General features: G+C 69.9%; 22 protein-coding genes and 2 pseudogenes. 17 read left to right on the forward strand and 7 right to left on the reverse strand.

What is annotated here, in order from left to right:
- The first annotated feature begins 125 nt into the window (after nt 1–125).
- The 4 genes from ACFVVM_RS02345 to ACFVVM_RS02360 all read left to right on the forward strand — a co-directional run bounded on the left by ACFVVM_RS02345 (nt 126) and on the right by ACFVVM_RS02360 (nt 3,203).
- Nucleotides 126–749 carry a riboflavin synthase gene (locus ACFVVM_RS02345; protein WP_387612191.1) on the forward strand — a complete coding sequence of 208 codons (624 nt, stop codon included), beginning with the start codon at nt 126–128 and terminating at the stop codon, nt 747–749.
- 207 nt (nt 750–956) lie between these two features.
- Nucleotides 957–2,201: a bifunctional 3,4-dihydroxy-2-butanone-4-phosphate synthase/GTP cyclohydrolase II gene (locus ACFVVM_RS02350; protein ID WP_387612193.1), complete on the forward strand. Its 1,245-nt coding sequence runs from the start codon at nt 957–959 to the stop codon at nt 2,199–2,201.
- 31 nt (nt 2,202–2,232) lie between these two features.
- A complete protein-coding gene (ribH, locus tag ACFVVM_RS02355) occupies nt 2,233–2,709 on the forward strand; it encodes a 6,7-dimethyl-8-ribityllumazine synthase (RefSeq protein WP_387612195.1) in 477 nt (158 codons plus the stop codon).
- A gap of 2 nt (nt 2,710–2,711) precedes the next feature.
- Entirely contained in the window at nt 2,712–3,203 is a 492-nt protein-coding gene (locus ACFVVM_RS02360; protein WP_387616713.1) for a PH domain-containing protein, read from the forward strand.
- A 20-nt stretch (nt 3,204–3,223) separates the two neighbouring features.
- Here the strand turns inward: ACFVVM_RS02360 and ACFVVM_RS02365 are convergent.
- Nucleotides 3,224–4,378, reverse strand: a pseudogene (locus ACFVVM_RS02365) (MFS transporter); the annotation flags it as partial.
- Nucleotides 4,379–4,397: 19 nt separating this feature from the next.
- Nucleotides 4,398–4,535: a hypothetical protein gene (locus ACFVVM_RS02370; RefSeq protein WP_387612197.1), complete on the reverse strand. Its 138-nt coding sequence runs from the start codon at nt 4,533–4,535 to the stop codon at nt 4,398–4,400.
- Nucleotides 4,536–4,583: 48 nt separating this feature from the next.
- On the opposite strand from ACFVVM_RS02370, the gene ACFVVM_RS02375 reads away from it, so the two are divergent.
- Nucleotides 4,584–5,156 carry a helix-turn-helix domain-containing protein gene (locus ACFVVM_RS02375; protein ID WP_387612198.1) on the forward strand — a complete coding sequence of 191 codons (573 nt, stop codon included), beginning with the start codon at nt 4,584–4,586 and terminating at the stop codon, nt 5,154–5,156.
- Between the two features lie 120 nt (nt 5,157–5,276).
- Complete coding sequence (locus ACFVVM_RS02380; protein ID WP_387612200.1) at nt 5,277–6,128, forward strand: class I SAM-dependent methyltransferase; 852 nt, start codon at nt 5,277–5,279, stop codon at nt 6,126–6,128.
- 73 nt (nt 6,129–6,201) lie between these two features.
- Here ACFVVM_RS02380 and ACFVVM_RS02385 read toward each other — a convergent pair whose 3' ends face one another.
- A complete protein-coding gene (locus ACFVVM_RS02385) occupies nt 6,202–8,154 on the reverse strand; it encodes a gamma-glutamyltransferase family protein (RefSeq protein ID WP_387612202.1) in 1,953 nt (650 codons plus the stop codon).
- A gap of 78 nt (nt 8,155–8,232) precedes the next feature.
- Between ACFVVM_RS02385 and ACFVVM_RS02390 the strand changes: the two are divergent.
- Nucleotides 8,233–8,924: pseudogene (locus tag ACFVVM_RS02390) on the forward strand (HAD family hydrolase).
- A 27-nt stretch (nt 8,925–8,951) separates the two neighbouring features.
- Here ACFVVM_RS02390 and ACFVVM_RS02395 read toward each other — a convergent pair.
- Nucleotides 8,952–9,371 carry a hypothetical protein gene (locus ACFVVM_RS02395; protein ID WP_387612204.1) on the reverse strand — a complete coding sequence of 140 codons (420 nt, stop codon included), beginning with the start codon at nt 9,369–9,371 and terminating at the stop codon, nt 8,952–8,954.
- A gap of 111 nt (nt 9,372–9,482) precedes the next feature.
- Here ACFVVM_RS02395 and uvrC point away from each other — a divergent pair, with 111 nt between their 5' ends.
- From uvrC to tpiA, 7 genes are all read left to right on the forward strand, one after another.
- The gene (uvrC, locus tag ACFVVM_RS02400) at nt 9,483–11,471 is read left to right on the forward strand and encodes an excinuclease ABC subunit UvrC (protein ID WP_387612206.1); all 1,989 of its coding nucleotides are present in this window, start codon (nt 9,483–9,485) and stop codon (nt 11,469–11,471) included.
- A 123-nt stretch (nt 11,472–11,594) separates the two neighbouring features.
- Nucleotides 11,595–12,551 (forward strand): RNase adapter RapZ, encoded by a 957-nt coding sequence (gene rapZ / locus ACFVVM_RS02405; RefSeq protein ID WP_387612208.1) that lies wholly within the window; start codon nt 11,595–11,597, stop codon nt 12,549–12,551.
- Nucleotides 12,548–13,594: a uridine diphosphate-N-acetylglucosamine-binding protein YvcK gene (gene yvcK / locus ACFVVM_RS02410; protein WP_387612210.1), complete on the forward strand. Its 1,047-nt coding sequence runs from the start codon at nt 12,548–12,550 to the stop codon at nt 13,592–13,594. The genes rapZ and yvcK overlap by 4 nt, the downstream gene beginning before the upstream one ends.
- Nucleotides 13,585–14,568 (forward strand): DNA-binding protein WhiA, encoded by a 984-nt coding sequence (gene whiA / locus ACFVVM_RS02415; RefSeq protein WP_019047780.1) that lies wholly within the window; start codon nt 13,585–13,587, stop codon nt 14,566–14,568. Before yvcK ends, whiA begins: the two co-directional genes overlap by 10 nt.
- 193 nt (nt 14,569–14,761) lie before the next feature.
- Nucleotides 14,762–15,778, forward strand: a complete 1,017-nt coding sequence (gene gap, locus ACFVVM_RS02420; protein WP_387612212.1) for a type I glyceraldehyde-3-phosphate dehydrogenase — start codon at nt 14,762–14,764, stop codon at nt 15,776–15,778.
- A 4-nt stretch (nt 15,779–15,782) separates the two neighbouring features.
- Entirely contained in the window at nt 15,783–16,997 is a 1,215-nt protein-coding gene (locus tag ACFVVM_RS02425; protein WP_387612213.1) for a phosphoglycerate kinase, read from the forward strand.
- A 3-nt stretch (nt 16,998–17,000) separates the two neighbouring features.
- Entirely contained in the window at nt 17,001–17,789 is a 789-nt protein-coding gene (tpiA, locus tag ACFVVM_RS02430) for a triose-phosphate isomerase (protein ID WP_387612215.1), read from the forward strand.
- 65 nt (nt 17,790–17,854) lie between these two features.
- On the opposite strand, the gene ACFVVM_RS02435 is transcribed toward tpiA, so the two are convergent.
- Both ACFVVM_RS02435 and ACFVVM_RS02440 read right to left on the reverse strand, forming a co-directional pair.
- Nucleotides 17,855–18,640: an META domain-containing protein gene (locus ACFVVM_RS02435; RefSeq protein ID WP_387612217.1), complete on the reverse strand. Its 786-nt coding sequence runs from the start codon at nt 18,638–18,640 to the stop codon at nt 17,855–17,857.
- An 18-nt stretch (nt 18,641–18,658) separates the two neighbouring features.
- Nucleotides 18,659–19,159 carry an MmpS family transport accessory protein gene (locus ACFVVM_RS02440; RefSeq protein WP_387612219.1) on the reverse strand — a complete coding sequence of 167 codons (501 nt, stop codon included), beginning with the start codon at nt 19,157–19,159 and terminating at the stop codon, nt 18,659–18,661.
- A 172-nt stretch (nt 19,160–19,331) separates the two neighbouring features.
- On the opposite strand from ACFVVM_RS02440, the gene ACFVVM_RS02445 reads away from it, so the two are divergent.
- The 3 genes from ACFVVM_RS02445 to ACFVVM_RS02455 all read left to right on the forward strand — a co-directional run bounded on the left by ACFVVM_RS02445 (nt 19,332) and on the right by ACFVVM_RS02455 (nt 22,169).
- Entirely contained in the window at nt 19,332–20,903 is a 1,572-nt protein-coding gene (locus ACFVVM_RS02445; protein WP_387616715.1) for an MFS transporter, read from the forward strand.
- 34 nt (nt 20,904–20,937) lie between these two features.
- Nucleotides 20,938–21,171 carry a preprotein translocase subunit SecG gene (secG, locus tag ACFVVM_RS02450; RefSeq protein WP_387612221.1) on the forward strand — a complete coding sequence of 78 codons (234 nt, stop codon included), beginning with the start codon at nt 20,938–20,940 and terminating at the stop codon, nt 21,169–21,171.
- A gap of 62 nt (nt 21,172–21,233) precedes the next feature.
- A complete protein-coding gene (locus tag ACFVVM_RS02455) occupies nt 21,234–22,169 on the forward strand; it encodes a phosphotransferase (RefSeq protein WP_387612223.1) in 936 nt (311 codons plus the stop codon).
- 16 nt (nt 22,170–22,185) lie between these two features.
- Here ACFVVM_RS02455 and ACFVVM_RS02460 read toward each other — a convergent pair whose 3' ends face one another.
- Entirely contained in the window at nt 22,186–24,372 is a 2,187-nt protein-coding gene (locus ACFVVM_RS02460; protein WP_387612225.1) for a thiamine pyrophosphate-dependent enzyme, read from the reverse strand.
- Nucleotides 24,373–24,374: the final 2 nt, after the last annotated feature.

The following is a 24,374-nucleotide window of genomic DNA, read 5'->3' on the forward strand; positions in this document are numbered from 1 at the left end:
GCCGATACCGCGCGCACCGGCCCCGCCACTAGGCTGTGCGGCGAGCGGGTGTGGCCGGGAATAGCGGCCGCCCACCGGCTGTTGGGCCCGAACGGGTACCAGATGACGCGACAAGGGAGTCAGGCATGTTCACAGGGATCGTCGAGGAGCTGGGCGAGATCGTGGCCACCGAACAGCTGGCCGACGCCGCCCGGCTGACCATCCGCGGCAAGCTGGTGACTTCCGATGCCGGGCACGGCGATTCGATCGCGGTCAACGGCGTGTGCCTGACCGTGGTCGACGTGGTCGACGGCGACAGTTTCACCGTCGACGTGATGGCCGAGACGCTGAACCGGTCGAGCATCGGCGCCCTGGTCGAGGGCTCCCGGGTCAACCTCGAGCGCGCGGCCGCGCTCAACAGCCGCCTCGGCGGCCATCTCGTGCAGGGCCACGTCGACGGCACCGGCACCGTGCTCTCGCGCACCCCCTCGGAGAACTGGGAGGTCGTGCGCCTCTCGCTGCCCGACGCCATCGCGCGCTATGTGGTGGAGAAGGGCTCGATCACCGTCGACGGCGTCTCGCTCACCGTCTCCGGCCTCGGCATCGCCGACGAGCCGGCGGCCGACGGCAACCGCGACTGGTTCGAGGTCTCCCTGATCCCGACCACCCTCGCGCTGACCGTCCTCGGCACCGCACCGGTCGGCACCACGGTCAATCTCGAGGTCGACGTGATCGCCAAGTACGTGGAACGACTCGCCCAGCGAGGGTGACCCATCAGACGGCGGGCAGTCACCGAACCCCGGTATTGCACGCCGTAATGTAGTAGCCATTGCCATCCCAGGGCAGTTTCTCGGCCGCCTCGATTCTGGACTGACCAGAGGGTGCGACGAAGGAGTACCCGCCGGGAGGGAAGAATCGAGGCCTCCAGGGCCGAGAAACCCGCGGCGCCAGCCGCCAAAATTACGGAGCAAGCAGACGTGACCAGGTTGGACAGCATCGAGCGCGCGGTCGCCGATATCGCGGCCGGTAAGGCTGTTGTCGTCATCGACGACGAGGACCGGGAGAACGAGGGCGATCTCATCTTCGCGGCCGAGAAGGCCACGCCGGAGCTGGTCGCGTTCATGATCCGCTACACCTCCGGCTACATCTGCGTGCCGCTCACCGCCGATGACTGCGACCGGCTCGGCCTGCCGCCCGCCTACGCGAACAATCAGGACAAGCACGGCACCGCCTACACCGTCTCGGTCGACGCCCGCGAGGGCATCACCACCGGTATCTCCGGCGCGGACCGGGCCGTCACCATGCGCCTGCTGGCCAGTGGCGAGACCAAGGCCGACGACTTCACCCGTCCCGGTCACGTGGTGCCGCTGCGCGCCAAGGACGGCGGCGTGCTGCGCCGGCCGGGCCACACCGAGGCCGCGGTGGACCTGGCCAGGATGGCCGGGCTGCGTCCCGCGGGCGTGATCTGCGAGATCGTCAGCCAGAAGGACGACGGGCACATGGCCCGCACCGACGAGCTGCGGGTCTTCGCCGACGAGCACGATCTGGCGATGATCTCGATCGCCGACATGATCGCCTGGCGGCGCAAGCACGAGAAGCACGTGGTGCGGGTGGCCGAGGCCAGGATCCCCACCGCGCACGGCGATTTCAAGGCCGTGGGCTACCAGAGCATCTTCGACGAGGCCGAGCACGTGGCGCTGGTGCGCGGCGACATCGGCGACGGCGAGGACGTGCTGGTGCGCGTGCACTCCGAATGCCTCACCGGTGACGTCTTCGGCTCGCTGCGCTGCGACTGCGGCCCGCAGCTGGACGCGGCGCTCGAGATGGTCGACGCCGAGGGCCGCGGGGTGGTGCTCTACATGCGCGGGCACGAGGGCCGTGGCATCGGCCTGATACACAAGCTGCAGGCCTACCAGCTGCAGGACACCGGCCGCGACACCGTCGACGCCAATCTCGATCTCGGCCTGCCTGCCGATGCCCGCGACTACGGCACCGGCGCGCAGATCCTGGTCGATCTCGGCATCCGGTCGATGCGCCTGCTCACCAACAATCCGGCCAAGCGCGTCGGCCTCGACGGGTACGGGCTCGGCATCACCGAGCGGGTGCCGATGCCGCTGCGCGCCAATGCCGAGAACCTGCACTACCTGCGCACCAAGCGGGACCGGATGGGCCACGACCTGGTCGGCCTCGACGATCTGGATCTGGGCGAGACCGCGCAGTGATCAGCACGCACATTCCTGAAAGGCGGCAACGATGAGCGGCACCGGTGTCCCCACCTTCGCTTTGGCGCAGGCCAAGGACGTCAAACTCGGCATCGTCGCCTCCCGCTGGCACACCGAGATCTGCGACACCCTCGTGGCCAATGCCGAGCGAGTGGCCAAGGAAGCGGGTGTCGAGCACGTGACCGTGGTGCGTTGCGCCGGGGCGATGGAGCTGCCGGTGGTGGCCCAGGAGCTGGCCCGCACCCATGACGCTGTTGTCGCGCTCGGCGTCGTGATCCGTGGTGGCACACCGCATTTCGAGTACGTCTGTGACGCGGTGACCGCCGGGTTGACCCGGGTGTCGCTGGACGCGGCCACCCCGGTCACCAATGGTGTGCTCACCACGAACACCGAGGACCAGGCCCGCGATCGCGCCGGCCTGCCCGGCTCGGCCGAGGACAAGGGCGAGCAGGCCTGCGCCGCCGCCCTCGATGCCGCGCTCACCCTGCGCGCGCTGCGATCGGCGTGACCGTGCCGGTGGTACGGACCTGGCGACGCGATGCGCCCTCGCCCGAGCCCGGGTCGGCGTGGGACCTCGAGGTGCGGCCGCGGCGCGCGATCCGGACCGCTGTGGTTGTCGCGATCGTCATCGTCGTCTTCTTCACCGCGGGCGGGGTGCTGCTGCGCACCGGGTCGACCGGGGTGAACTTCCGGTTCGCCGACCAGGTCGCGATGATCCTGATCGGCGTGATCGGCGCGGGCGCGGTGCTGATGCTGACCCGTCCTCGGGTCCGGGTCGGCGCGGCGGGCGTCGCGGTCCGCAACATCCTCGGCGAGCAGCTGTACCCGTGGGACTACGTCCGCGGTGCCGCCTTCCCCGACCGCAAGTCGTGGGCCCGCCTGGAACTCGCCGACGACGACTACGTCCCCATGCTGGCGATCCGCTCCAACGACAAGATCCATGCCGCCGACGCGATGGATCGACTGCGCGAACTGGGCGCCCACTACACCGATCAGGACTGATCGATCCGGGTCGGGCACGGTCAGCGCGCCGCGACGGGCTCGGGTGCCTCGGCGTTCCGGGCCGAACCGGCGACGGTGTTGTTCGGGCCGACGGCCAGGATGTAGACGAACAGCGCGCCCATGATGCCGACGCCTACCCACATCGCCTGCTGCCAGCCGTCGATGAAGGCCTGCCGCGCCACCTCGACCAGCTGGTGTTCGCCCGCGCGATCGGCGACGGCGACGGCATTGGCGATGCCCTCGCGCGCGGTCGCCGCGGTGTCCGGGGCGATGCCGTCGAGCTCGCTGTCGATGGCGCTGCGATAGCCGGTGGCCACGAGCGCGCCGAGGAGGGCGACGCCGAGCGCGGTGCCGAACTCGCGGGTGACGTCGTTGAGTGCCGAGGCGACGCCCTGCTGTTCCCGCGGCAGCGCGCCGGTGATCACCTGGGTCGACGGGGTCATCGCCAGGCCCATCCCGAGGCCCATGGCGACGATGCCGGGAAGAATCGACAGATAGCCGCCCTCGACCGAGGCGAACCATGCCAGCTGGGCCAGGCCGAGGCCGCCCACGGCGATGCCGAGCGCCATGGTGGCACGGATTCCGGTGCGCTCGGCCAGTACGGGCGCCAGCCCGGAGGCCGTCATCATGGCCACGGCCATCGGCATCAGCGCCAGCGTGGCCAGCAGACCCGACCAGCCGAGCACGGCCTGCAGGAACGGGAACAGGACCACGGCGATCCCGGCCTGCACACCGAAGACCACCAGCAGGGTGAGCGAACCACCGGCCAGGCCACGCGCACCGAAGAGCCGGACATCGAGCAGCGCGGCCTCGCGGCGGCGCAGTTCCACGACCACGAATCCGGCGGTGGCGGCGAGGCCGACGACCAGGCTGATCAGTGTCTCGGGCGCGGTCCAGCCGCGTTCGGGTGCTTCCTGCAGCACGAAGATGAGACCGACCACGGCGACGACGGAGGTCAGCGCACCGGCGGTGTCGAAGGGGTGGCGGGATCGTTCGCGGGAGTTGGGCACGGCGAGCTGTGCGGTGATCGCGGCCGCGACGACCAGCACCACGGGCAGGGCGAACAACCAGCGCCAGTCGGCGATGTCGACCAGCAGTGCGGACAGGAACATCCCGAGGATGCCACCGCCACCGGCGACACCGGTCCAGACCCCGATCGCCTTGCCGCGCTGGTCCTCGGGGAAGGTCGAGGTATCACTGCCCGGACACCGAGGCGATCACGGCCATCAGCGCGAGCGAGACCGCGATCAGGATGGCGCGCAGCTGACCGGCATCCGGTGTGCCGTCGCCGTCGTCGGCGGGGATCGAGTGTGCGGGTAGGTCGGTGTTCATGGTGGCGACCGTATCGACCTCTTGCATCAGAGGCATACACTCTTGCCTATGGAGCAAGAAGATGACGGGTTGGACAGCCTGGTGCGCAAGCGCATCCGCGCGCTGCGGGTGGCGCAGGGGTATTCGCTGGAGGAGCTGGCCGCCCGCGCGCATCTCAGTCAGTCCACGCTCTCGCGGATCGAGAACGGTCAGCGGCGGCTCGCGCTCGATCAGCTGGTCACCCTGGCTCGTGCTCTGGACACCACGCTGGATCAGCTGGTGGAGACCGCGGCCGACGATGTCGTGAGCAGCCCGATGATCGACGCCGCGCACGGGTTGATGCGCTGGTCCATCAAGGGTGAGCCGGGGCTGAGCGTCGTGCGTCAGCGGATGACCGAACCGCCGCCGGACAACCCCGCCCGGATGCGCGCGCATCCCGGCCGGGAGTGGTTGGTCGTGCTGTCGGGCACCGCGATCCTCATGCTCGGTCACCGGCGCTTCCGGATCGAGACCAACCAGGCCGCCGAGTTCCCGACGATGTTGCCGCACGCGATCGGCGCCGAAGGAGGTCCGTGCGAGATCCTCGGCATCTTCGATCGTGACGCCCGGCGGGGGCATCAGCGCGACGACGAGGGCGAGTGAGGCGAGGTCTGCGCACGCCGATGCCCGCGTATTTGCGCATGTAGCAGCGTCGACGGCCGTCTCCTTGCCAATTCCGGAAGATGGATTGCCATCGACGCATGACGGCCTAACGTGGTGACCATGGCCCACACACACTCGCCCACCCATCACCCGGCCGCGGCGGCCGAAACCCAGGCCGAGATCCTCGACTTGGACGCGGAAGTCCTGGCCGAGTACGCCACCGCCATCGCCGCGTGGTTACCCGTCCGGACGGCGCCGCACGAGATCGTCGACCTGGGCAGCGGCACGGGCGCGGGCACCTTCACCCTGCTCGCGCAATTCCCCGATGCGCACGTCCTCGCGGTCGACTCCTCCGTCGACCACCTTCGCCGACTCCGCGACAAGGCCTGCGCCACCGGGGTACTCGAACGGGTGCACACCCTCACCGCCGACCTCGACGCCGCCGACTGGCCCGACCTCGGCACCCCCGACCTGGTCTGGGCCTCGGCCTCGATGCACCACCTGGCCGATCCCGCGCGCGCCCTGCGCAAGGTGCACGACGCGCTCGAGCCGGGCGGCCTGTTCGCCGTCGTCGAGCTGGCCGGGCTGCCGCGATTCCTGCCCGCGACCGCTCCGGCCGACCGTCCCGGCCTCGAGGAGCGGTGTCATGCCGCGAGCGCGCACTTCCACGCCGAGCACGTGCCCCACCGGGGTGCCGACTGGGGCCCGATGCTGACCGCGGCCGGATTCACCGTCGAAGGAACACGGACCTTCGCCGTCGACCTGGCGGGCGCGGGCAATCCGGCGATCGGCCGCTACGCACTCACGGCGCTGCGACGCGTACGCCACAGCGTCGCCGACACGATCGCCGCCGAGGACCTCGCCGCCCTCGACCGTCTCCTCGACCCCGACAGCCCGCACAGCATCCTGCGCCGCGACGACCTCGCCCTGCGGACCGAACGCACCGTCTGGGCGGCCCGGCGCACCCGCTGACCCGCGGGACCACGTCGACGAAGCCGAGCTACCGTCGGCTGCTCGGGCGCACCGGCTGACCCGCGGGGACGACTCAGCGGGTGTCGCCGAGGACCGCACCCTCCCGCCGGGGATCCGCCCCGCCGATCCAGCCGTCCTTGTCGTCGCGCCGCAACGCGCTGAGCCCGCTGGCCTGCGGCGCCACCGAGACCTCGTGGCCCATGGTCCGCAGCTGCTGGACCAGGGGATCGTTGTCACCGTTGTCGGCGGCGTCGATCGCGGGATGCTCCCCACCGACCCCGGTGACAGGCGTATTGGCCGCGCCGAAGGACACCCCGGACACCGCCTGCTGCGGGTCCAGACCCCAATCCAGCGCGCCGATCAGGGTTTTCACGACGAACTGGATGATCACCGAGCCGCCGGGCGAGCCCGTCACCAGGGCGAGGTCGCCGCGGTTGCCGCTGTCATCACGGTCGAACACCAGGGTCGGGGCCATCGAGCTGCGCGGGCGCTTGCCCGGCTCCAGGCGGTTGGCGACCGGGATGCCATCCTCGTCCACCGGCTCGGCCGCGAAGTCGGTGAGCTGATTGTTCAGCAGGAACCCGTTGACGAAGTGGAACGATCCGAACGCCGATTCGACCGTGGTGGTCATCGCGGCGGCATTGCCGTACTTGTCGACCACCGAGATGTGGCTGGTGCCGTGCTCGGGCGGCTGCGGGCCGGTGCCCAGCGGGATCGGGCCGAGGTTGCCGGGTTCGGCGGTGCCCATGCTGCGCTGCGGGTCGATCAGCGTCGAACGTTCCTTCAGATACTGCGGGTGTACCAGCGACAGCGCCGAATTGCCCGGCAGCGGAACGAAATCCGGGTCGGCGACGTACTTGTCGCGGTCGGCGTAGGCGAGGCGCTCCGCCTCGGAGATCAGGTGCACGGCCTGGGCCTGGGGCCTGCCGCCATTGCGGTCGACGTCCTGCGGTCCGAGCGCGGCGAGATCGAAGTTGGCCAGGATGCCCAGGGTCGCGGCGACGGTGCTGCCGCCCGAGGACGGCGCGGGCATGCCGCACAGCTCGAACTTGCGGTAACCCGTGCACAGCGCGGTGCGCTTGACGGCTTCGTAGTCGGCCAGATCGGTGGCGGTCAGCAGGCTGGGGGTGCGCCCGCCCGCCGTGCTGCCCGCCGCCTCGACGATGTCCTGGGCGAGGGCGCCGGTGTAGAGCGCCTGCGCGCCGTCGGTGGCGATGGTGGACAGCGTCTTGGACAGCGCCGGGTTGGTGAGCACCGTGCCGGACTTCTTGGGCGAGCCGTCGGCCTCGAGGAAATAGCCGCGCGCGCCCTCGTCGGCGGCGAGGTCCTTGGCCGACTCGGCGATCTGGCCTGCCAGCCGCGGGCTGATCTCGAAACCGCTGTCGGCCAGGCCGATCGCGGGATCGAACAGTTCCCGCCACGCGGTCATGCCGTGCTCGCGGTGGGCGAGCTCGAGCATCCGCACCACGCCGGGCACGCCGATCGAGCGGCCGCTGGCGCGAGCGTCGGGCACCGGTTCGGTGCGATCGGTGTCGCTGACCCAGCGCAGGTAGTTCTCGGTCGCTGCGGCGGGCGCGGTCTCGCGGCCGTCGTAGGCCTCGACCGTGCGCGACTTCGCGTCGTAGTGCAGCAGGAAGGCGCCGCCGCCGATTCCGGAGGCCTGCGGTTCGACCAGGCCGAGCACCGCCTGCGCGGTGACCAGCGCGTCGGCTGCCGTGCCGCCGGCGCGCAGCACCCGGCAGGCGGCCTCGGTGGCGATCGGATTGGCCGTCGACACCGCGTAGGTGCTGGTGCGCACGGCGGTCATGTCGGTCCGGTACCCGGAGGCGATCTCGGGATTGGTGCTGAGATTCTGCGTGGTGGGCGCACCGTCGGCGGTGGGCGCCGCCGCGGTCACCGGGGTGCCGTTGGGAGTGCTGGTGCACTCCGCGTTGGTCCTGTCATCGGTCGAGCAGCCCGTCAGTACCCCCAGCGTGAGCACTGCGGCCGTCGTGGCCCCGATCCACGTCCGTCGCCTTGGCGTCATCCTGGCAGCCTAGCGTCGCCGACGCCGGCCCGGCCGTCTTTTCCGGCCGCTCGCCGCCGAAGTCGTTACTCTGGCGAAATGGGTATCGACGCGGTGTTGTTCGACTTCTCCGGCACGGTCTTCCGGCTCGAGGACGACCGGACCTGGGCCGACGAACTCGTCGGCGACGACGGCACACCGTTCGACGTGGCGGCCAAAGCCGAAGTGCTGCGCCGGATGACGGCGCCGGTCGAACAGTTCATGACCTTCGACGCCGCGGGCCAGCACGCCTGGGACAACCGCGATCTCGACCCGGCGCTGCACCGGCACGCCTACCTCGAGGTGCTGCGCGGCTCCGGTGTTCCCGACGCACAGGCCGCGCGTCTCTACGACCGCCTGATCGACCCGTTGGCCTGGACCCCGTACCCGATACCGGAACGGTGCTGAAATCACTGGCCGCCCAGGGTATTCCGATCGGCGTCGTGAGCAATATCGCCTTCGACATCCGTCCCGCCTTCGCCGGCAACGGCTGGGACGGCCTGATCGGCGCGATGACCCTGTCCTTCGAGGTCGGCGCGATCAAACCCGATGCCGCGATCTTCCGCGACGCCACCGATCGCCTCGGCGTCGATCCCGCACGGGTGCTCATGGTCGGCGACAGCGCCGAAGCCGACGGCGGCGCGACCGAACTCGGCGCCCGCTTCGCCCTGGTCGAGCCGCTGCCGACCACGCAGCGTCCACGCGCCCTCGTCGACGCGCTGGCCGTGCACGGGATCTCGACCTCGGCCTGAGCGCGGTGCCGACCTCGGTGCGCCGGGTCAGGGAGCTTCGGCGAACCAGCGTTTCGCGGAGGGGCGCAGGAGCAGGGCCACGATCGCGCCCTGGGCGACGACGCCGACCAGACCGGGCGGCAACTTGGTGAACAGACCGCTGATCGACACGACGGCGCCCAGCAGTGCGACGGCGATGGTGGCCAGCCGCAACCGCTCGCCGCGGCGGAAGAACAGCAGCGCCAGCGGGACGAGTACGAAGGTGGGCAGGTAACCCGCCACCATGAGACCGACCGAATGCGGCTGACTCATCGTGAGCGCGGTGCCGAGGATGACGACGCCGACAGCGGCCCCGCCCACGGCGATGATCCGGGCGCCGCGCACGGGACCGGGTGCGACCCAGGGCGCGGTGACGTCATCGTCGTCGTCCTGATCGGGGTGGGGCGGGAGGATGGAGGCGCTGGTCATCGGACGTCCTTTCCGGCACGGAATCCGGATACTCACGGTACACAGGGGCGCGCGGCGGTCACGCGGCTCGGTTCGGGCGAGGCTGTCGGAGGCGCTCGCTAGGCTGGATGGGTGGCAGATCCCGCGACCTACCGGCCCGCGCCGGGCACCATTCCCGTCGAACCCGGTGTGTACAAATTCCGGGACTCCTACGGCCGGGTCGTCTACGTCGGCAAGGCCAAGAGTCTGCGCAGCAGACTGAACTCCTACTTCGCCGACGTGTACTCGCTGCACCCGCGGACCAGGCAGATGGTGACCACGGCGGCCAGTGTCGAGTGGACGGTGGTCTCCACCGAGGTCGAGGCGCTACAGCTCGAATACAACTGGATCAAGGAATTCGATCCGCGGTTCAACGTCCGCTACCGCGACGACAAGACCTATCCGGTGCTGGCGGTGACGCTGAACGAGCAGTACCCGCGCCTGTTCGTCTACCGCGGCGCCCGCAAGAAGGGCGTGCGCTACTTCGGGCCCTACGCCCACGCCTGGGCCATCCGCGAGACCCTCGACCTGCTGCTGCGGGTCTTCCCCGCGCGCACCTGCTCCAACGGAGTCTTCAAGCGGCACAACCAGATCGGGCGTCCCTGCCTGCTCGGCTACATCGACAAGTGCTCGGCCCCGTGCGTGGGCAGGGTCACCGCGGGCGAGCACCGCCAGATCGTCGACGACTTCTGCGACTTCCTCTCCGGCAAGACCGACAAGATGGTGCGGGCCCTGGAACGGCGCATGCACCAGGCCGCCGAGGACCTCGACTTCGAGACCGCCGCCCGCCTGCGCGACGACGTGCAGGCCCTGCGCCGCGCGCTGGAGAAGCAGGCGGTGGTCCTCGGCAGCGGCACCGACGCCGATGTGATCGCCTTCGCCACCGACGAGCTCGAGGCCGCCGTCCAGATCTTCCACGTCCGCGACGGCCGGGTGCGCGGTCAGCGCGGCTGGGTGGTCGACAAGTCCGGTGACGCGCTCGATGTCGCCGAGTCCGGCACCGCGCTCGCCGCGCTCGTCGAACAGTTCCTCACCCAGTTCTACGGCGAGCAGGCCGCGCTGGCCGACCAGAACGCCGACAGCGACGTGGTCGTCGTCCCGCGCGAGGTGCTCGTCCCCGAACTGCCCGCCGACGCCGTCGAGATCCAGGACTGGCTGAGCAGGCTGCGTGGCTCCGCGGTGTCGCTGCGGGTGCCCCAGCGCGGCGACAAGAAGGCCCTGGCGGAGACGGTACAGCGCAACGCGATGGAGTCGCTGGCCCAGCACAAACTCAAGCGCGCCGGTGACCTCACCTCCAGATCGCAAGCGCTGCAGGACATTCAGGACGCACTGGAGCTCGACAGCGCGCCGCTGCGGATCGAATGCGTCGACATCAGCCACGTGCAGGGCACCGATGTGGTCGCCTCGCTGGTGGTGTTCGAAGACGGACTGGCCAAGAAATCCGACTATCGCCACTACACGATCAAGGAGGCCGCGGGCGACGGCCGCTCCGACGACGTCGGCAGCATCGCCGAGGTGACGCGCCGCCGCTTCGCCCGGCTGGCCCGCGACCGCGAGCAGGCCGTCGACCTCGAACCGGACGAGGCCGACGAGCCCGCCTCGCGCCCCGGCATCGACCCGACCACCGGCAGACCGCGCCGCTTCGCCTATCCACCGAATCTCTACGTCGTCGACGGTGGCGCGCCACAGGTCGCCGCCGCCGCGGAGGTGCTCGACGAACTCGGCATCACCGATGTCGCGGTGATCGGCCTTGCCAAGCGCCTGGAAGAGGTGTGGGTTCCCGGCGAGCCCGACCCGGTGATCATGCCGCGCAACAGCGAGGCGCTCTACCTGCTGCAACGCGTGCGTGACGAGGCACACCGCTTCGCCATCACCTTCCACCGCTCCAAGCGCTCGCGCCGGATGACGGCATCGGCGCTGGACTCGGTGCGCGGGCTCGGCGAGGCGAGGCGAACCGCGCTGGTCACGCACTTCGGTTCGGTCGCCCGGATCAAGGAGGCCACGGTCGACGAGATCACCTCCGTGCCCGGCATCGGCGTCTCCACGGCGAAAGCGGTGCTGGCAGCGCTGAACAGTTCGTAACGGGGGAGTGGGACCGGGATCGCAGGACGCAACATTGCGAGTGCCGTACGTTGTGTGTCTGCGCCCGATACCCGAACCGGTGCGGGATGATCGAAAGGCACCCAGAAACGGATCCGGTAGGACATGACACGCGTCGAATCGAACAACAATGCGGGGGCGGCACCCGGTGAGTCCGGGCCGGTCACCGAGACACAGCAACCACTGGAAGTGGTCATCGTCACCGGCCTGTCCGGTGCGGGCCGCGGTACCGCCGCGCGCGTACTCGAGGACCTCGGCTGGTACGTCACCGACAACCTGCCACCCGAGCTGATCGGGCGGATGATCGAACTCGGCGCCGCGGCGCGACCACCGATCCGGCGGCTCGCGCTGGTGATGGACGTGCGGAGCCGGTTCTTCACCGGTGACCTGTCCGGCGTCACCGAGCAGCTGCGTTCGGCGGGCATCCGCACGCGGGTGCTGTTCCTCGAGGCCTCCGACGATGTGCTGATCCGGCGGTTCGGCTTCGCCCGGCGCAGGCATCCGCTGCAGAGCGACAGCCCCGACGGCACCCTCTCGGCAGGCCTGACCGCCGAGCGGGTCAGGCTCGGCTCGGTGAAGGCGGCGGCCGATCTGGTCATCGACACCACCGAGCTGTCGATCCACCAGTTGCACCGCAAACTGGAGGAGGCCTACGGCGCTGGCGCGCCAGCGGCACTGCAACTGACCGTGCAGTCGTTCGGCTTCAAGTACGGTGTTCCCCTCGACGCCGACATGGTGTTGGACGTGCGATTTCTGCCCAATCCGCATTGGATTCCGGAATTGCGGGAACACACGGGACAGGAATCGGTGGTCAGCGACTACGTGTTGTCGAGGCAGGGTGCGCAGGACTACCTGCAGACCGGCAAGCACCTGGTCGACCTGACCACGACCGGATACCGGCAAGAGGGGAAGCGATACATGACGGTGGCAGTGGGGTGCACCGGCGGCAAACATCGCAGCGTCGCGATCGCCGAGGCACTCGGTGAACGCATCGGCGGCGACACCGGGCACGCGGCGGTGGACGTCGTCCGCGTCGTGCACCGGGATCTGGGGCGCGAATGAGTGGCTCCCCAACCGGCCCGGCCGTCGTCGCGCTCGGCGGTGGACACGGGCTCTACGCCACGCTGAGCGCGGTGCGCCGGGTGACCGAGCGGATCACCGCGGTGGTCACCGTCGCCGACGACGGCGGATCCTCCGGCAGGCTGCGCGGCGAACTGGGCATGCTCCCGCCGGGCGATCTCCGGATGGCGCTGGCCGCGCTGTCCGAGGACGCCGACGGCGTGTGGACCACGACGGTGCAGCACCGCTTCGGTGGCACCGGCGCGCTGGCCGGGCACTCGGTGGGCAATCTGATCCTGGCCGGGCTCACCGATGTGCTCGGTGACCCGGTGGCCGCGCTCGACGAGGTGGGCAGGCTGCTGCGGATCACCGGCCGGGTGCTGCCGATGTCGCCGATCCCGCTCGACATCGAGGCCGAAGTGTCGGGCCTGGAATCGGATCCGCGGATCGGCCGGCGCGTGCGCGGTCAGGTTGCGGTGGCGACCACGCCGGGTAAGGTCCGGCGGGTGCGGCTGATTCCGTCCGATCCGCCCGCCAGCCCCGAGGCGATCTCGGCCATCGAGCACGCGGATGTGGTTGTGCTGGGCCCTGGTTCGTGGTTCACCAGCGTCATCCCGCACGTGTTGGTGCCGGGACTGCACGAGGCGCTGGTGCGCACCGCGGCGCGCAAGGTGCTGGTGTTGAATCTGGCCGCGGAGCCGGGCGAGACGGCCGGGTTCTCCGCGGAGCGTCATCTGCATGTATTGTCCCAGCACGCACCGGATTTCGCGGTCGACGAGGTACTCGTCGACTCGGCGTCGGTGCCCGAGGGGCGGCAACGGGAACATGTGGCAAGAGCCGCCGAACAGTTGCGCGCACGGGTAACGTTCTGCGATGTCGCCGAGCCGGGAACGGATCGGCATCATCCCGGAAAACTAGCCGCCGCACTGGATCAGCTGATCCGGTCGCCGCGGTCGCAACTGGCAGGGCTTCGAGTCGAGGGACGGCACACGAGATCTGATGTGCGTTCCGGGTCGGTGGGAAAGGAGCGCGTCTCGTGGCGATGACAGCCGAGGTGAAGGACGAACTGAGCAGGCTGGTGGTGTCGCAGGTCAGCTCGCGCAAGGCGGAGCTGTCGGCCCTGCTGCGGTTCGCGGGTGGCCTGCACATCGTCGGAGGCAGGGTGATCGTCGAGGCCGAGGTGGACATGGGCTCCATCGCCCGGCGACTGCGCCGGGAGATCTTCGAGCTCTACGGCTACGGCTCCGACGTGCACGTGCTCGGCGCGGGTGGGTTGCGCAAGACCTCCCGCTATGTGGTGCGCGTGTCGAAGGAAGGCGAGGCGCTGGCGCGCCAGACCGGTTTGCTCGATGTGCGCGGACGCCCGGTGCGCGGCCTGCCCGCCCAGGTGGTCGGCGGCAGCATCGGTGACGCCGAAGCGGCCTGGCGTGGCGCGTTTCTCGCGCACGGCTCGCTCACCGAGCCGGGGCGGTCCTCGGCGCTCGAGGTGAGCTGCCCCGGTCCCGAGGCGGCGCTGGCGCTGGTCGGCGCGGCCCGGCGGCTCGGCATCACGGCCAAGGCACGCGAGGTGCGTGGCACCGACCGGGTCGTGGTCCGTGACGGCGAGGCGATCGGCGCGCTGCTCACCAGGATGGGCGCCCAGGACACCAGGCTCACCTGGGAGGAACGGCGGATGCGCCGCGAGGTGCGGGCCACCGCCAACCGGCTGGCCAATTTCGACGACGCCAACCTGCGCCGCTCGGCCCGCGCGGCGGTCGCCGCGGCGGCCAGGGTGGAGCGGGCGCTGGAGATCCTCGCCGACGACGTTCCCGACCATCTCGCCGCGGCGGGCAGGCTGCGCGTGCAGCACCGCCAGGCCTCACTCGAGGAACTGGGCCAGCTGGCCGAACCGCCGATGACCAAAGACGCTGTGGCCGGGCGGATCCGCCGGTTGCTGTCGATGGCCGACCGGCGCGCCAAGGACCTCGGCATTCCGGACACCGAGTCCGCGGTGACGGCCGAACTCCTCGACGACGCTTAGCGGTCGTGTGGTGAATCCGACATAAGGGGCAGAGCGGTCATGTGCGATCGCTCTGCCCCTTATCCTTTTGTGCATTCCAGGTGGTGGAGCGCCGGGAACTCACAAACCGCAGGTGGGGTGTCGGTGGGGTTGGCACGGCTACTACTGTGGTTACGGTCGGAATGAATCCGCTTGAAAGCTGAGGAGCGATAACGTGACTGTCCGGGTAGGTATCAACGGCTTCGGTCGTATCGGACGTAACTTCTTCCGTGCGGTGGAGGCGCTGAAGGCTGTCGGCAAGACCGATATCGAGATCGTCGCGGTCAACGACCTCACCGACATCAACACCCTCGCCACGCTGCTGAAGTACGACTCCATCCTGGGTCGGCTGCCGCAGGAGGTCTCGGTCGACGGTGATGTCATCGTCGTGGGCGAGCAGCGCATCAAGGCACTCGCCATCAAGGAGGGCCCCTCGGCCCTGCCGTGGGCCGATCTGGGCGTCGACGTCGTGGTGGAGTCCACCGGCATCTTCACCGATGCCGCCAAGGCCAAGGGTCACCTGGCCGCGGGCGCCAAGAAGGTCATCATCTCCGCGCCGGCCTCCGGCGAGGACATCACCATCGTGATGGGCGTCAACGACGACAAGTACGACGGCAGCCAGAACATCATCTCCAACGCCTCGTGCACCACGAACTGCCTCGGCCCGATCGCGAAGGTGCTCAACGACGCCTTCGGCATCGAGCAGGGTCTGATGACCACCATCCACGCGTACACCCAGGACCAGAACCTGCAGGACGCGCCGCACAAGGATCTGCGTCGCGCCCGTGCCGCGGCCCTGAACATCGTGCCCACCGGCACCGGTGCGGCCAAGGCCATCGGCCTGGTCCTGCCGGAGCTGCAGGGCAAGCTCGACGGCTACGCCCTGCGCGTGCCGGTCCCGACGGGCTCGGTCACCGACCTGACCGCCACCCTGAAGAAGGCGGCCACCGTCGAGGAGATCAACGCCGCGCTCAAGGCCGCCGCCGATGGTCCGCTCAAGGGCATCCTCAAGTACAACGAGGACCCGATCGTCTCCAGCGACATCGTCACCGACCCGCACTCCTCGATCTACGACGCGCCGCTGACCAAGGTCATCGGCAACGAGGTCAAGGTCGTGTCCTGGTACGACAACGAGTGGGGCTACTCCAACCGCCTGGCCGACCTCATCGGCCTCGTCGGCAAGTCGCTCTGATCGCATGACGGTCAAGACACTCCAGGATCTCCTGGCCGAGGGTGTCGAAGGTCGGGGCGTACTCGTGCGCTCCGACCTGAACGTCCCCCTCGACGACAACGGCCAGATCACCGATCCGGGCCGGATCATCGCCTCGGTGCCGACCATCTCCGCGCTGGTCGAGGCCGGCGCCAAGGTCGTCGTGCTGGCCCACCTCGGCCGCCCCAAGGGCGAGCCGGATGCCAAGTACTCGCTGGCTCCCGTCGCGGTGAAGCTGGCCGAGCTGCTGGGCCGCAATGTCCAGCTCGCCGGTGACGTGGTCGGCTACGACGCGCTCTCGCGCTCGGAGGGCCTCACCGACGGTGACGTCCTGCTGCTCGAGAACGTGCGTTTCGACGCGCGCGAGACCAGCAAGGACGACGCCGAGCGGGCGAAGCTGGCCGCGGCCTACGTCGAGCTGGTCGGTGACGACGGCGCGTTCGTCTCCGACGGCTTCGGTGTGGTGCACCGCAAGCAGGCCTCGGTCTACGACGTCGCCCAGGTGCTGCCGCACTACGCGGGCACGCTGGTCGCCGCCGAGGTCGAGGTGCTGCAGAAGCTCACCAAGGACCCGGCCCGCCCGTACGCGGTGGTGCTCGGTGGTTCGAAGGTCTCCGACAAGCTCGCTGTCATCGAGGCGCTGGCCCCCAAGGTCGACACCCTGGTGATCGGCGGCGGCATGTGCTTCACCTTCCTTGCCGCGCAGGGACTTCCGGTGGGCGCCTCGCTGCTGCAGGAAGAGATGATCGACACCTGCAAGGATCTGCTCGAGCGCTACGGCGACGTGCTGCACCTGCCGGTCGACATCGTGGTGGCCGACAAGTTCGCCGCCGACGCGGACACCAAGACCGTCGCCGCCACCGAGATCCCCGACGGCTGGCTCGGTCTCGACATCGGCCCGGAGTCGGTCTCGCGGTTCGCCGCGCTGCTGACCGAGGCCAAGACGGTGTTCTGGAACGGCCCGATGGGTGTGTTCGAGTTCGAGAAGTTCGCCGCGGGCACCCGTGGTGTCGCCGAGGCCATCGTGACCGCCACCGGCAAGGGTGCGTTCACGGTCGTCGGCGGTGGTGACTCGGCCGCGGCCGTGCGCACCCTCGGCCTGCCCGACGACGGCTTCTCGCACATCTCCACCGGTGGTGGCGCGTCCCTGGAATACCTGGAAGGCAAAGAGCTGCCCGGTATTTCGGTGCTGGAGGGCTGAGCGATGGCAGCACGTAAGCCGCTCATCGCGGGCAACTGGAAGATGAACCTCAACCACCTCGAGGCCATCGCGCTGGTGCAGAAGGTGGCGTTCGCGCTGCCGGAGAAGTACTTCGCGAAGGTCGACGTGGCGGTCATCCCGCCGTTCACCGACCTGCGCAGCGTGCAGTCGCTCGTCGAAGGCGACAAGCTCCTGCTCACCTACGGTGCGCAGGACGTCTCGGCGAACGACTCCGGTGCCTACACCGGCGAGATCAGCGCGCCGATGCTGGCCAAGCTGGGCTGCACCTACGTGGTGGTCGGGCACTCGGAGCGTCGGCAGTACCACAACGAGGACGACGCGACCGTGCTGGCCAAGGCCAAGCAGGCGCTGAAGTACGAGATCACCCCGATCGTCTGCATCGGTGAGGGTCTCGGCGTCCGCGAGGCGGGCACGCACGTCGAGTACAACCTCGAGCAGCTGCGCGGTTCGCTGAAGGGTCTTTCGGCCGAGGAGATCTCGAAGGTCGTCATCGCCTACGAGCCGGTCTGGGCCATCGGCACCGGCAAGGTCGCCTCGGCGGCCGACGCGCAGGAAGTGTGCGGCGCGATCCGGGCGGAGCTGGCGCAGCTGGCCTCCCCGGAGGTCGCCGCGGGCGTGCGCGTGCTCTACGGCGGGTCGGTCAACGCCAAGAACGTCGGCGAGCTGGTCGGCCAGACCGATGTCGACGGCGCACTGGTCGGCGGCGCGTCGCTCAAGGGTGACGAGTTCGCCACCCTCTCGGCGATAGCCGCGGGTGGACCACTGCCCTGATCGGGTAACGCACGAACGAAGGGCCGGAAACCGTGACAAGGTTTCCGGCCCTTCGCGTGTCGTGCCTACTGCGCGCGCAGGACCAGGCCGTGGCCGTTGTCGTTGCGCAGGGTGAGGGTGTCGGCGTCGACGGTGGCGGTGGTGCGGCCGTCCAGGGCGGTGAGCACGTTCTGCTCGACCTCCATCACGTCGGGCGCGCACATCATCCTGGTGGTCGCGACGGCGAAGTTCACCGCGTCGCCGGGGCCGACGCCCGCGGTACCGGTGATCCGGTTGCAGCCCGCCATGCCGTTGACGGTGCCGCCCTCGCCGATGGTCAGGTTCGGGCTCACCTCGTCGAGCACGGTCGAGCGGATCTGCGCGTCCGGGGTGAGTAGCGTGGTGACGATCCAGGTGGTGCCGAGCAGCGGTCGATCGGGGGTGACGATCTTCTTGTCGGTGAGGTGCACGGTGACGGTCTCCCCGGTCAGCGTCAGCCGGTCGCCGTCGAGGCGCCAGGTCGGCCCGGATTCCAGGAACGAGTTCTGCCAGGCGTCGGCGCGTGCGCGGTCGCCGGGACAGGCCATCAGGGTGCCCGCCAGACCGGACACGCTCAGCACGTGATCGCTGAGGTCGACCGCGCCGCTGGCGCCGTTGCAGCCGGAGTCGGCCGAGATCCGGCCGTCGGCGAAACCGAGCGTCATCGGCCCGCCGCCGGGGATCTGGTCACCGACGACCTCGGTGGAGATGTAGGTGTGTCCCATCGGGGTGGCGGAGTCGTCGGTGGGTTCGTCCTCGGACGAGCCGCAGGCCGTGGCCGCGAGGGCGGTCAGCGCGAGAAGGGCAGCGAGACGCAGTGGGATTGCCGACATGTAGCCGATGATACGGATCTACCCGGTGATTCCCGCGTCACCCGAGCAGCTGGCGACGGCGAACGGGCCACTGGCCTGATCCTGCGCGATGATCTTGCCGTTCGCGGTGATCTTGCACGTCACCTCGCCCCCGTCACTGCCCGCGCGCACGTTCAGCGAGACGAACTTGACCAGCCCGTCGAGCTCGATGTCCTTCGACCACGGCAGCGCCGCCTCGGATTCCTGCCCGAGGTCGAGGCCCTTGCCCGCGTAGGTGATCGACGCGGTGCCGGTGCCGCCCGCCTCGTAGGACACCGTGACCTCGCGTTTGGACTCCTTGTCGATCTCGTTCGCGACGACACCGACGAACGCGACGCACCCGCCGACGATCAGGAACAGCACGAGCAGGACCGCGCCGAGGACCCACGGCCACACCTTCTTCTTCTGCGGCGGCTGCGGGTACCCGTAACCGCTCTGCTGCGGATAGCCGCCGGGTTGGGGCTGCCACTGGGCATGATGCGGCTGACCTGGCTGAGACATGTGCGGTTCCCTCCGATGAAACATGTGCTCCCCCCGAATGAATGGAGCAACTGGACAAGATCGATCGCGCGCCCGCGGGCGTTAACACCCGATCGGACATCGCGCTCGCGTGGCGAGCACGGGCGGTCGCCAGGGATATGCTCGGCGGGTGAGCAGCGTGCCCGCGGAGCGGATGTCGACCTGGGCGCCCTTGCGTTCCCCGGTGTACCGGGCGCTCTGGATCGCCCAGCTCGTGTCCAATCTCGGCACCTGGATGCAGACCGTCGGCGCCCAGTGGATCCTCGTCGAGGAGCCCAACGCGGCCGCGCTGGTGGCCTTCGTCCAGACCGCGCTCGCCCTGCCGGTGATGCTGCTGTCGATTCCGTCGGGAGTTCTGGCAGACCTGGTGGACCGGCGCCGGCTGCTGATCGGCGCGCAGGCGGGGATGGCGCTGGCCTCGCTGACGCTGACCGTGTTCACCGCCACCGGCCACACCACCCCGGCGGTCCTGCTGTCGCTGCTGTTCCTGCTCGGCTGCGGGCAGGCGCTCACCGCCCCCGCCTGGCAGGCGATCCAGCCGGAGCTCGTGCCGCGCGACCAGATCACCTCGGCGGCGGCGCTGGGCAGCATGAGCATCAACATCGGGCGGGCGGTCGGACCCGCGATCGCGGGCGTGATCGTCTCGGTGGCGGGGCCGACCGTGGTGTTCGGGTTCAACACGCTCTCGTTCCTCGGCATCGTCGCGGTGCTGGTGGTCTCGAAGTGGCCGACGCGCGCCCGCACCCTGCCCAGTGAACGGCCGCTGGCCGCCCTGCAGGCGGGCACCCGTTTCATTCGCGCGGCGCCCGCGATCCGGCGGGTGCTCTTCCGGGCGATCCTGTTCATCGCCCCGGCCAGCGCGGTGTGGTCGCTGCTGCCGGTGATCGCGCACTCCCGGCTCGGCCTGTCCTCCGACGGCTACGGCCTGCTACTCGGCGCGCTCGGGCTCGGCGCCGTGTGTGGCGCGCTGGGGCTGTCGCGGTTGCGGGTGCTGTTCACCCCGACCCAGCGGCTCGCGCTGGCCGCGATCCTGTTCGGCTTCGGCGCGGTGGCCACGGCGCTGGTGCCGAGCGTGCCGGTGGTGCTCGTGCTGCTGGTCGGTGCGGGCCTGGCCTGGCTGCTGGCCATGTCGACGCTGAACTCGACCATGCAGCTGCTGCTGCCCGCCTGGGTGCGGGCCCGCGGGCTGTCGGTGTACATGCTGGTCTTCATGGGCGGGCAGGCCATCGGCTCGCTGCTGTGGGGCCTGGTCGCCGGGGCCTATGGCGCGGTGACGGCGCTGCTGATCGCCGCCGGAATGCTGGCCTGCTGCGCGGTCAGCACGCTGTGGTGGCCGATCCGGCACAACGTCGAGGACCTCGACCTCTCCCCGGCGGCGTTCTGGCCGGAACCGCAGCTCGTCGTCGAACCGGATCCCGAGGACGGGCCGGTGCTGGTGATGCGCGGTTACGACGTGCCACCCGAACGTGTGGCGGAGTTCACCGCGGCGATGGCGCTGGTCGGGCGGTCACGGCAGCGGACCGGGGCGATGGAATGGCGGCTCTACCGCGATGTCGGCACCGTCGACCGGTACGTCGAGGCGTTCGTGGTGCGGTCGTGGGCCGAGCACATGCACCAGCATCAGGTCCGGCTCACCGCGCGTGACCACGAGATCGAGCTGACCGTCGCGGACTTCGCCGCGGGCTCGCAGACCGTGGCCCACCTGGTCGCGGTCGAGCCTGGTTAGACCGGCAGTCCGACCACCACCTAGGATGAACGCCATGTCGCTGTTCCTCGATATCCTCCTCGTCGTCACCAGCTTGCTGCTGGTGCTGCTGGTGCTGTTGCATCGCGCCAAAGGTGGAGGCTTGTCCAGCCTGTTCGGTGGCGGCGTCCAGTCGAGCCTGTCCGGCTCGACCGTGGTCGAGAAGAACCTCACCCGGATCACCATCTTTGTCGGCATCGTCTGGGTCATCGCGATCCTCGGCATCGGCCTGGAGATCAAGTTCGGCTGATCGCGCCGGGTCCGCCCGAATTCCGTTGACGCCCAACGGGGGAGCCGTGCTTCCATAGCGGCATGACCGGGAACACGGCCGTACGGCCCGACTGGCTCGACGTGCCCGAGCCAGTGCGTGCCGCGATCGAACACCGACTCGGGACCACCGTGCGCTCGGCGCGTACGCCGCAGGGTGGATTCACCTCCGGTCTCGCGGCACGGCTGCTGCTCGGTGACGGGCGGCGGGTGTTCGTCAAGGCGATCGAGGCGACAGAACCGCTCGCGGCGAGTTATCGAAGCGAGGCGGCGGCCGTGGCCGGACTGCCCGCGGCGACTCCGAGCCCGGCCCTGCTGTTCGCCGGTGCGTTCGCGGGCTGGGTCGCCCTGGTGTTCGAGGACGTGCCGGGCCGCCATCCCCGCTTCGACCGACCGGACGAATGGGCGGCCGTCTCGGCCACCGTCGACCAGCTCGGTCGCCTGCCGATCTCGGACCTGTCGCTCACCCCGTTCGCCGAGTGCTTCGGTCCCGCCCTCGCCTACTGGACGGTCTTCGCCGAGCACGGTCCGCCGCCAGGGCTGAGCCGGTGGGCCTGCTCGCGCCTCGACATCCTGGCCGACTACGAGACCCGCTGGCTCGCCGCCGCCGAGGGCACCGCGCTCGTGCACACCGACCTGCGACCCGACAACATGATCCGGGCCGCCGACGGCACGGTTCTCGTCGTGGACTGGGCGTCACCGTGCCGGGGCGCCCGCTGGATCGACCTGGCATGTCTGGTGCCGTCGCTGCTCGTCGCGGGCGTTGACCCGGGTCCGATCCTGGCCGAGCATCCCGCCACCATCGACGTCGACCGGGCGGTGATCGTGGGGTTCCTGGTGGCGCTCGCCGGGTACTGGGAGCACAACTGCCGTTTGCCCGCGCCGAACCGGTCGCCTCATCTGCGTCGGCACCAGGCACGATCGGCCCATGTGCTCCAGCAGTGGTTGCGCGCCGATGGGCTGACCACACCCACCAGGTGAGTCCGGCTGCCCGGAATCAGCCGGTCATCAGTGCTGTTGCGGCGGCTTCGATGTCGGCTTCGCTCAGCAGGACGGTATCGGCGGCGGGACCCAGTGGGACGAAACTGTCCGCACTGGTGACGCGGGCCAGCGCGCCCCGATAGCCGTTGTCGATGAGCGCGGCGTACACCGACTCGGAAACGCCACCGCCGCGGCGGGTCTCGTCGGCGATCAGCACCCGGCCGGTGGCCTCGGCCTGGGTGAGCAGGTCGGCGACCGGGAGTGGGTTGAGCCAGCGCAGGTCGAGAACGCGGGCGTGTATGCCTTGGGCGGCAAGGTGATCGGCGGCGCGCAGGCTCATGGGGACGCCGTTGCCGAAGGTGACGATGGTGAGATCGGCGCCGTCGCCGTACAGGCGGGCACTGCCGATCGGCACGTGCGCGTCGGTGGGGGACGCGAGCCAGGATTCGTCGCCGGGATGCAGGTCCCTGGTGTGGTACAGCGCGATCGGCTCGACGAACACGCACACGCGACCATCCACCCTGGCCGCGGACACACACGTCCGCAGCATGGCGGCCGCGTCATCGGCGCGGGCGGGCACCGCCACCACGACACCGGGGATGTCCCGCAGGGCCGCAAGGGAATCGTCGTTGTGGAAGTGGCCGCCGAAGCCCTTCTGATACGCGAGTCCGGCGACCCGCACCACCATCGGATTGCGATATTGCCCGTTGGAGAAGAACGACAGCGTCGCCGCCTCGCCGCGGATCTGATCGGCGGCATTGTGCACATAGGCCAGATACTGGATCTCCGGGATCGGCACGAACCCGGCCAGCGCCGTGCCGAGCGCGGTCCCGAGGACGGATTGCTCGTCGAGCAGCGTGTCGAACACCCGCCGCGCGCCGAACCGCTTCCTGAGCCCCTTGGTGACCCCGTACACCCCACCCTTGCGCCCGACATCCTCGCCGAACACGAGCACATCGCGATCCCGCGCCAAGATCTCACCCAGCGTGTGGTTGATCGCTTGGGCGAGTGTCATCGCGGATGGGCTGGTCCCGGACGGTGGCGAATCCTCGGACAGCGCCGGGCGCGGCACCGCGCGAACGACATCGGTGCGGACGGCGTCGGCATGTGCCGGGGCGAGTGGCGCGACGACTGCTGCCGCCGAGTCCAGCCGCGCCTCGCGCACCACCTTGTCGCTGGTCTCGCGCACCTGCGCACCGATCCGCTCATAGCGGGCGAGCAGGTCGTCCGCGTCGGTGACGCCCGCCGCGATCAGATAGCGGGCGGTGCCGACCAGGGGATCGCGGGCGAGATCGGCGGCCGTCTCGGCCGGACCGCGATAGGCCGCCTCGACATCGGAGCCCGCGTGCCCGCCGAGGCGGACCGTGCGCAGGTGCAGGAAGACCGGCACCCGCCAGGATCGGGCCAGCTGGACCGCGTCCTCGGCGGCGCCGAGGACATCGGGCAGATCGCAGCCGTCGGCGGCGAGGTAGGTGAGCCCGGGGCGCGGGCCGTAGGCGCGTTCGATCCAGTCCGGCGGGGTCGGCACGCTGATGCCGAGTCCGTTGTCCTCGCAGACGAACACGATCGGCATCGGCACGCCCTGATGCGCGGCGTGCAGGGCGGCATTGATCGCGCCGGTGGCGGTGGAGTGATTGGCCGAGGCATCACCGAAACTGCACACCACCACCGCATCCGCGGGCCACGGACACGAAATACCTTGGCGGGCAGCGCGATCCAGTGCGAAAGCCAGGCCGACCGCGCGCGGCAGATGCGAGGCGATGGTCGAGGTCTGCGGGATGATCGAGGCACGCGCGCTCCCGAACACCTTGTGCCTGCCCCCGGAAATGGGATCGGCCGCCGCCGCGACCACCCCGAGCAGCACGTCGCGGATCGGATCGAGCCCGGGAATCTGTCTGCACCGCTGCACGAAGAACGCCCCCGACCGGTAGTGCAGCAACGCCGGATCGTCGACCCGCGCCGCGGCCGCCACCGCCGCATTGCCCTCGTGCCCCGACGACCCGATGCTGTAGAAACCCTGCCGCGCCACCCCCAACCGCCGCGCCGCCAGATCGAGATGTCTACTGGTGACCTGGGATTCGAACAACTCCAGCCCGAACGCGGAATCGATACCCTCCACTACCCCGCTCGGCGCGACGAGCCCGGCCAGCGCGCCCCGAAAAGCCGCGTCCACATCGAGCGAACCCCTCGCCCTCTCGCCCATCG

The organism is Nocardia sp. NPDC058176, assembly GCF_042883805.1.
Taxonomy (GTDB): Bacteria; Actinomycetota; Actinomycetes; order Mycobacteriales; family Mycobacteriaceae; genus Nocardia.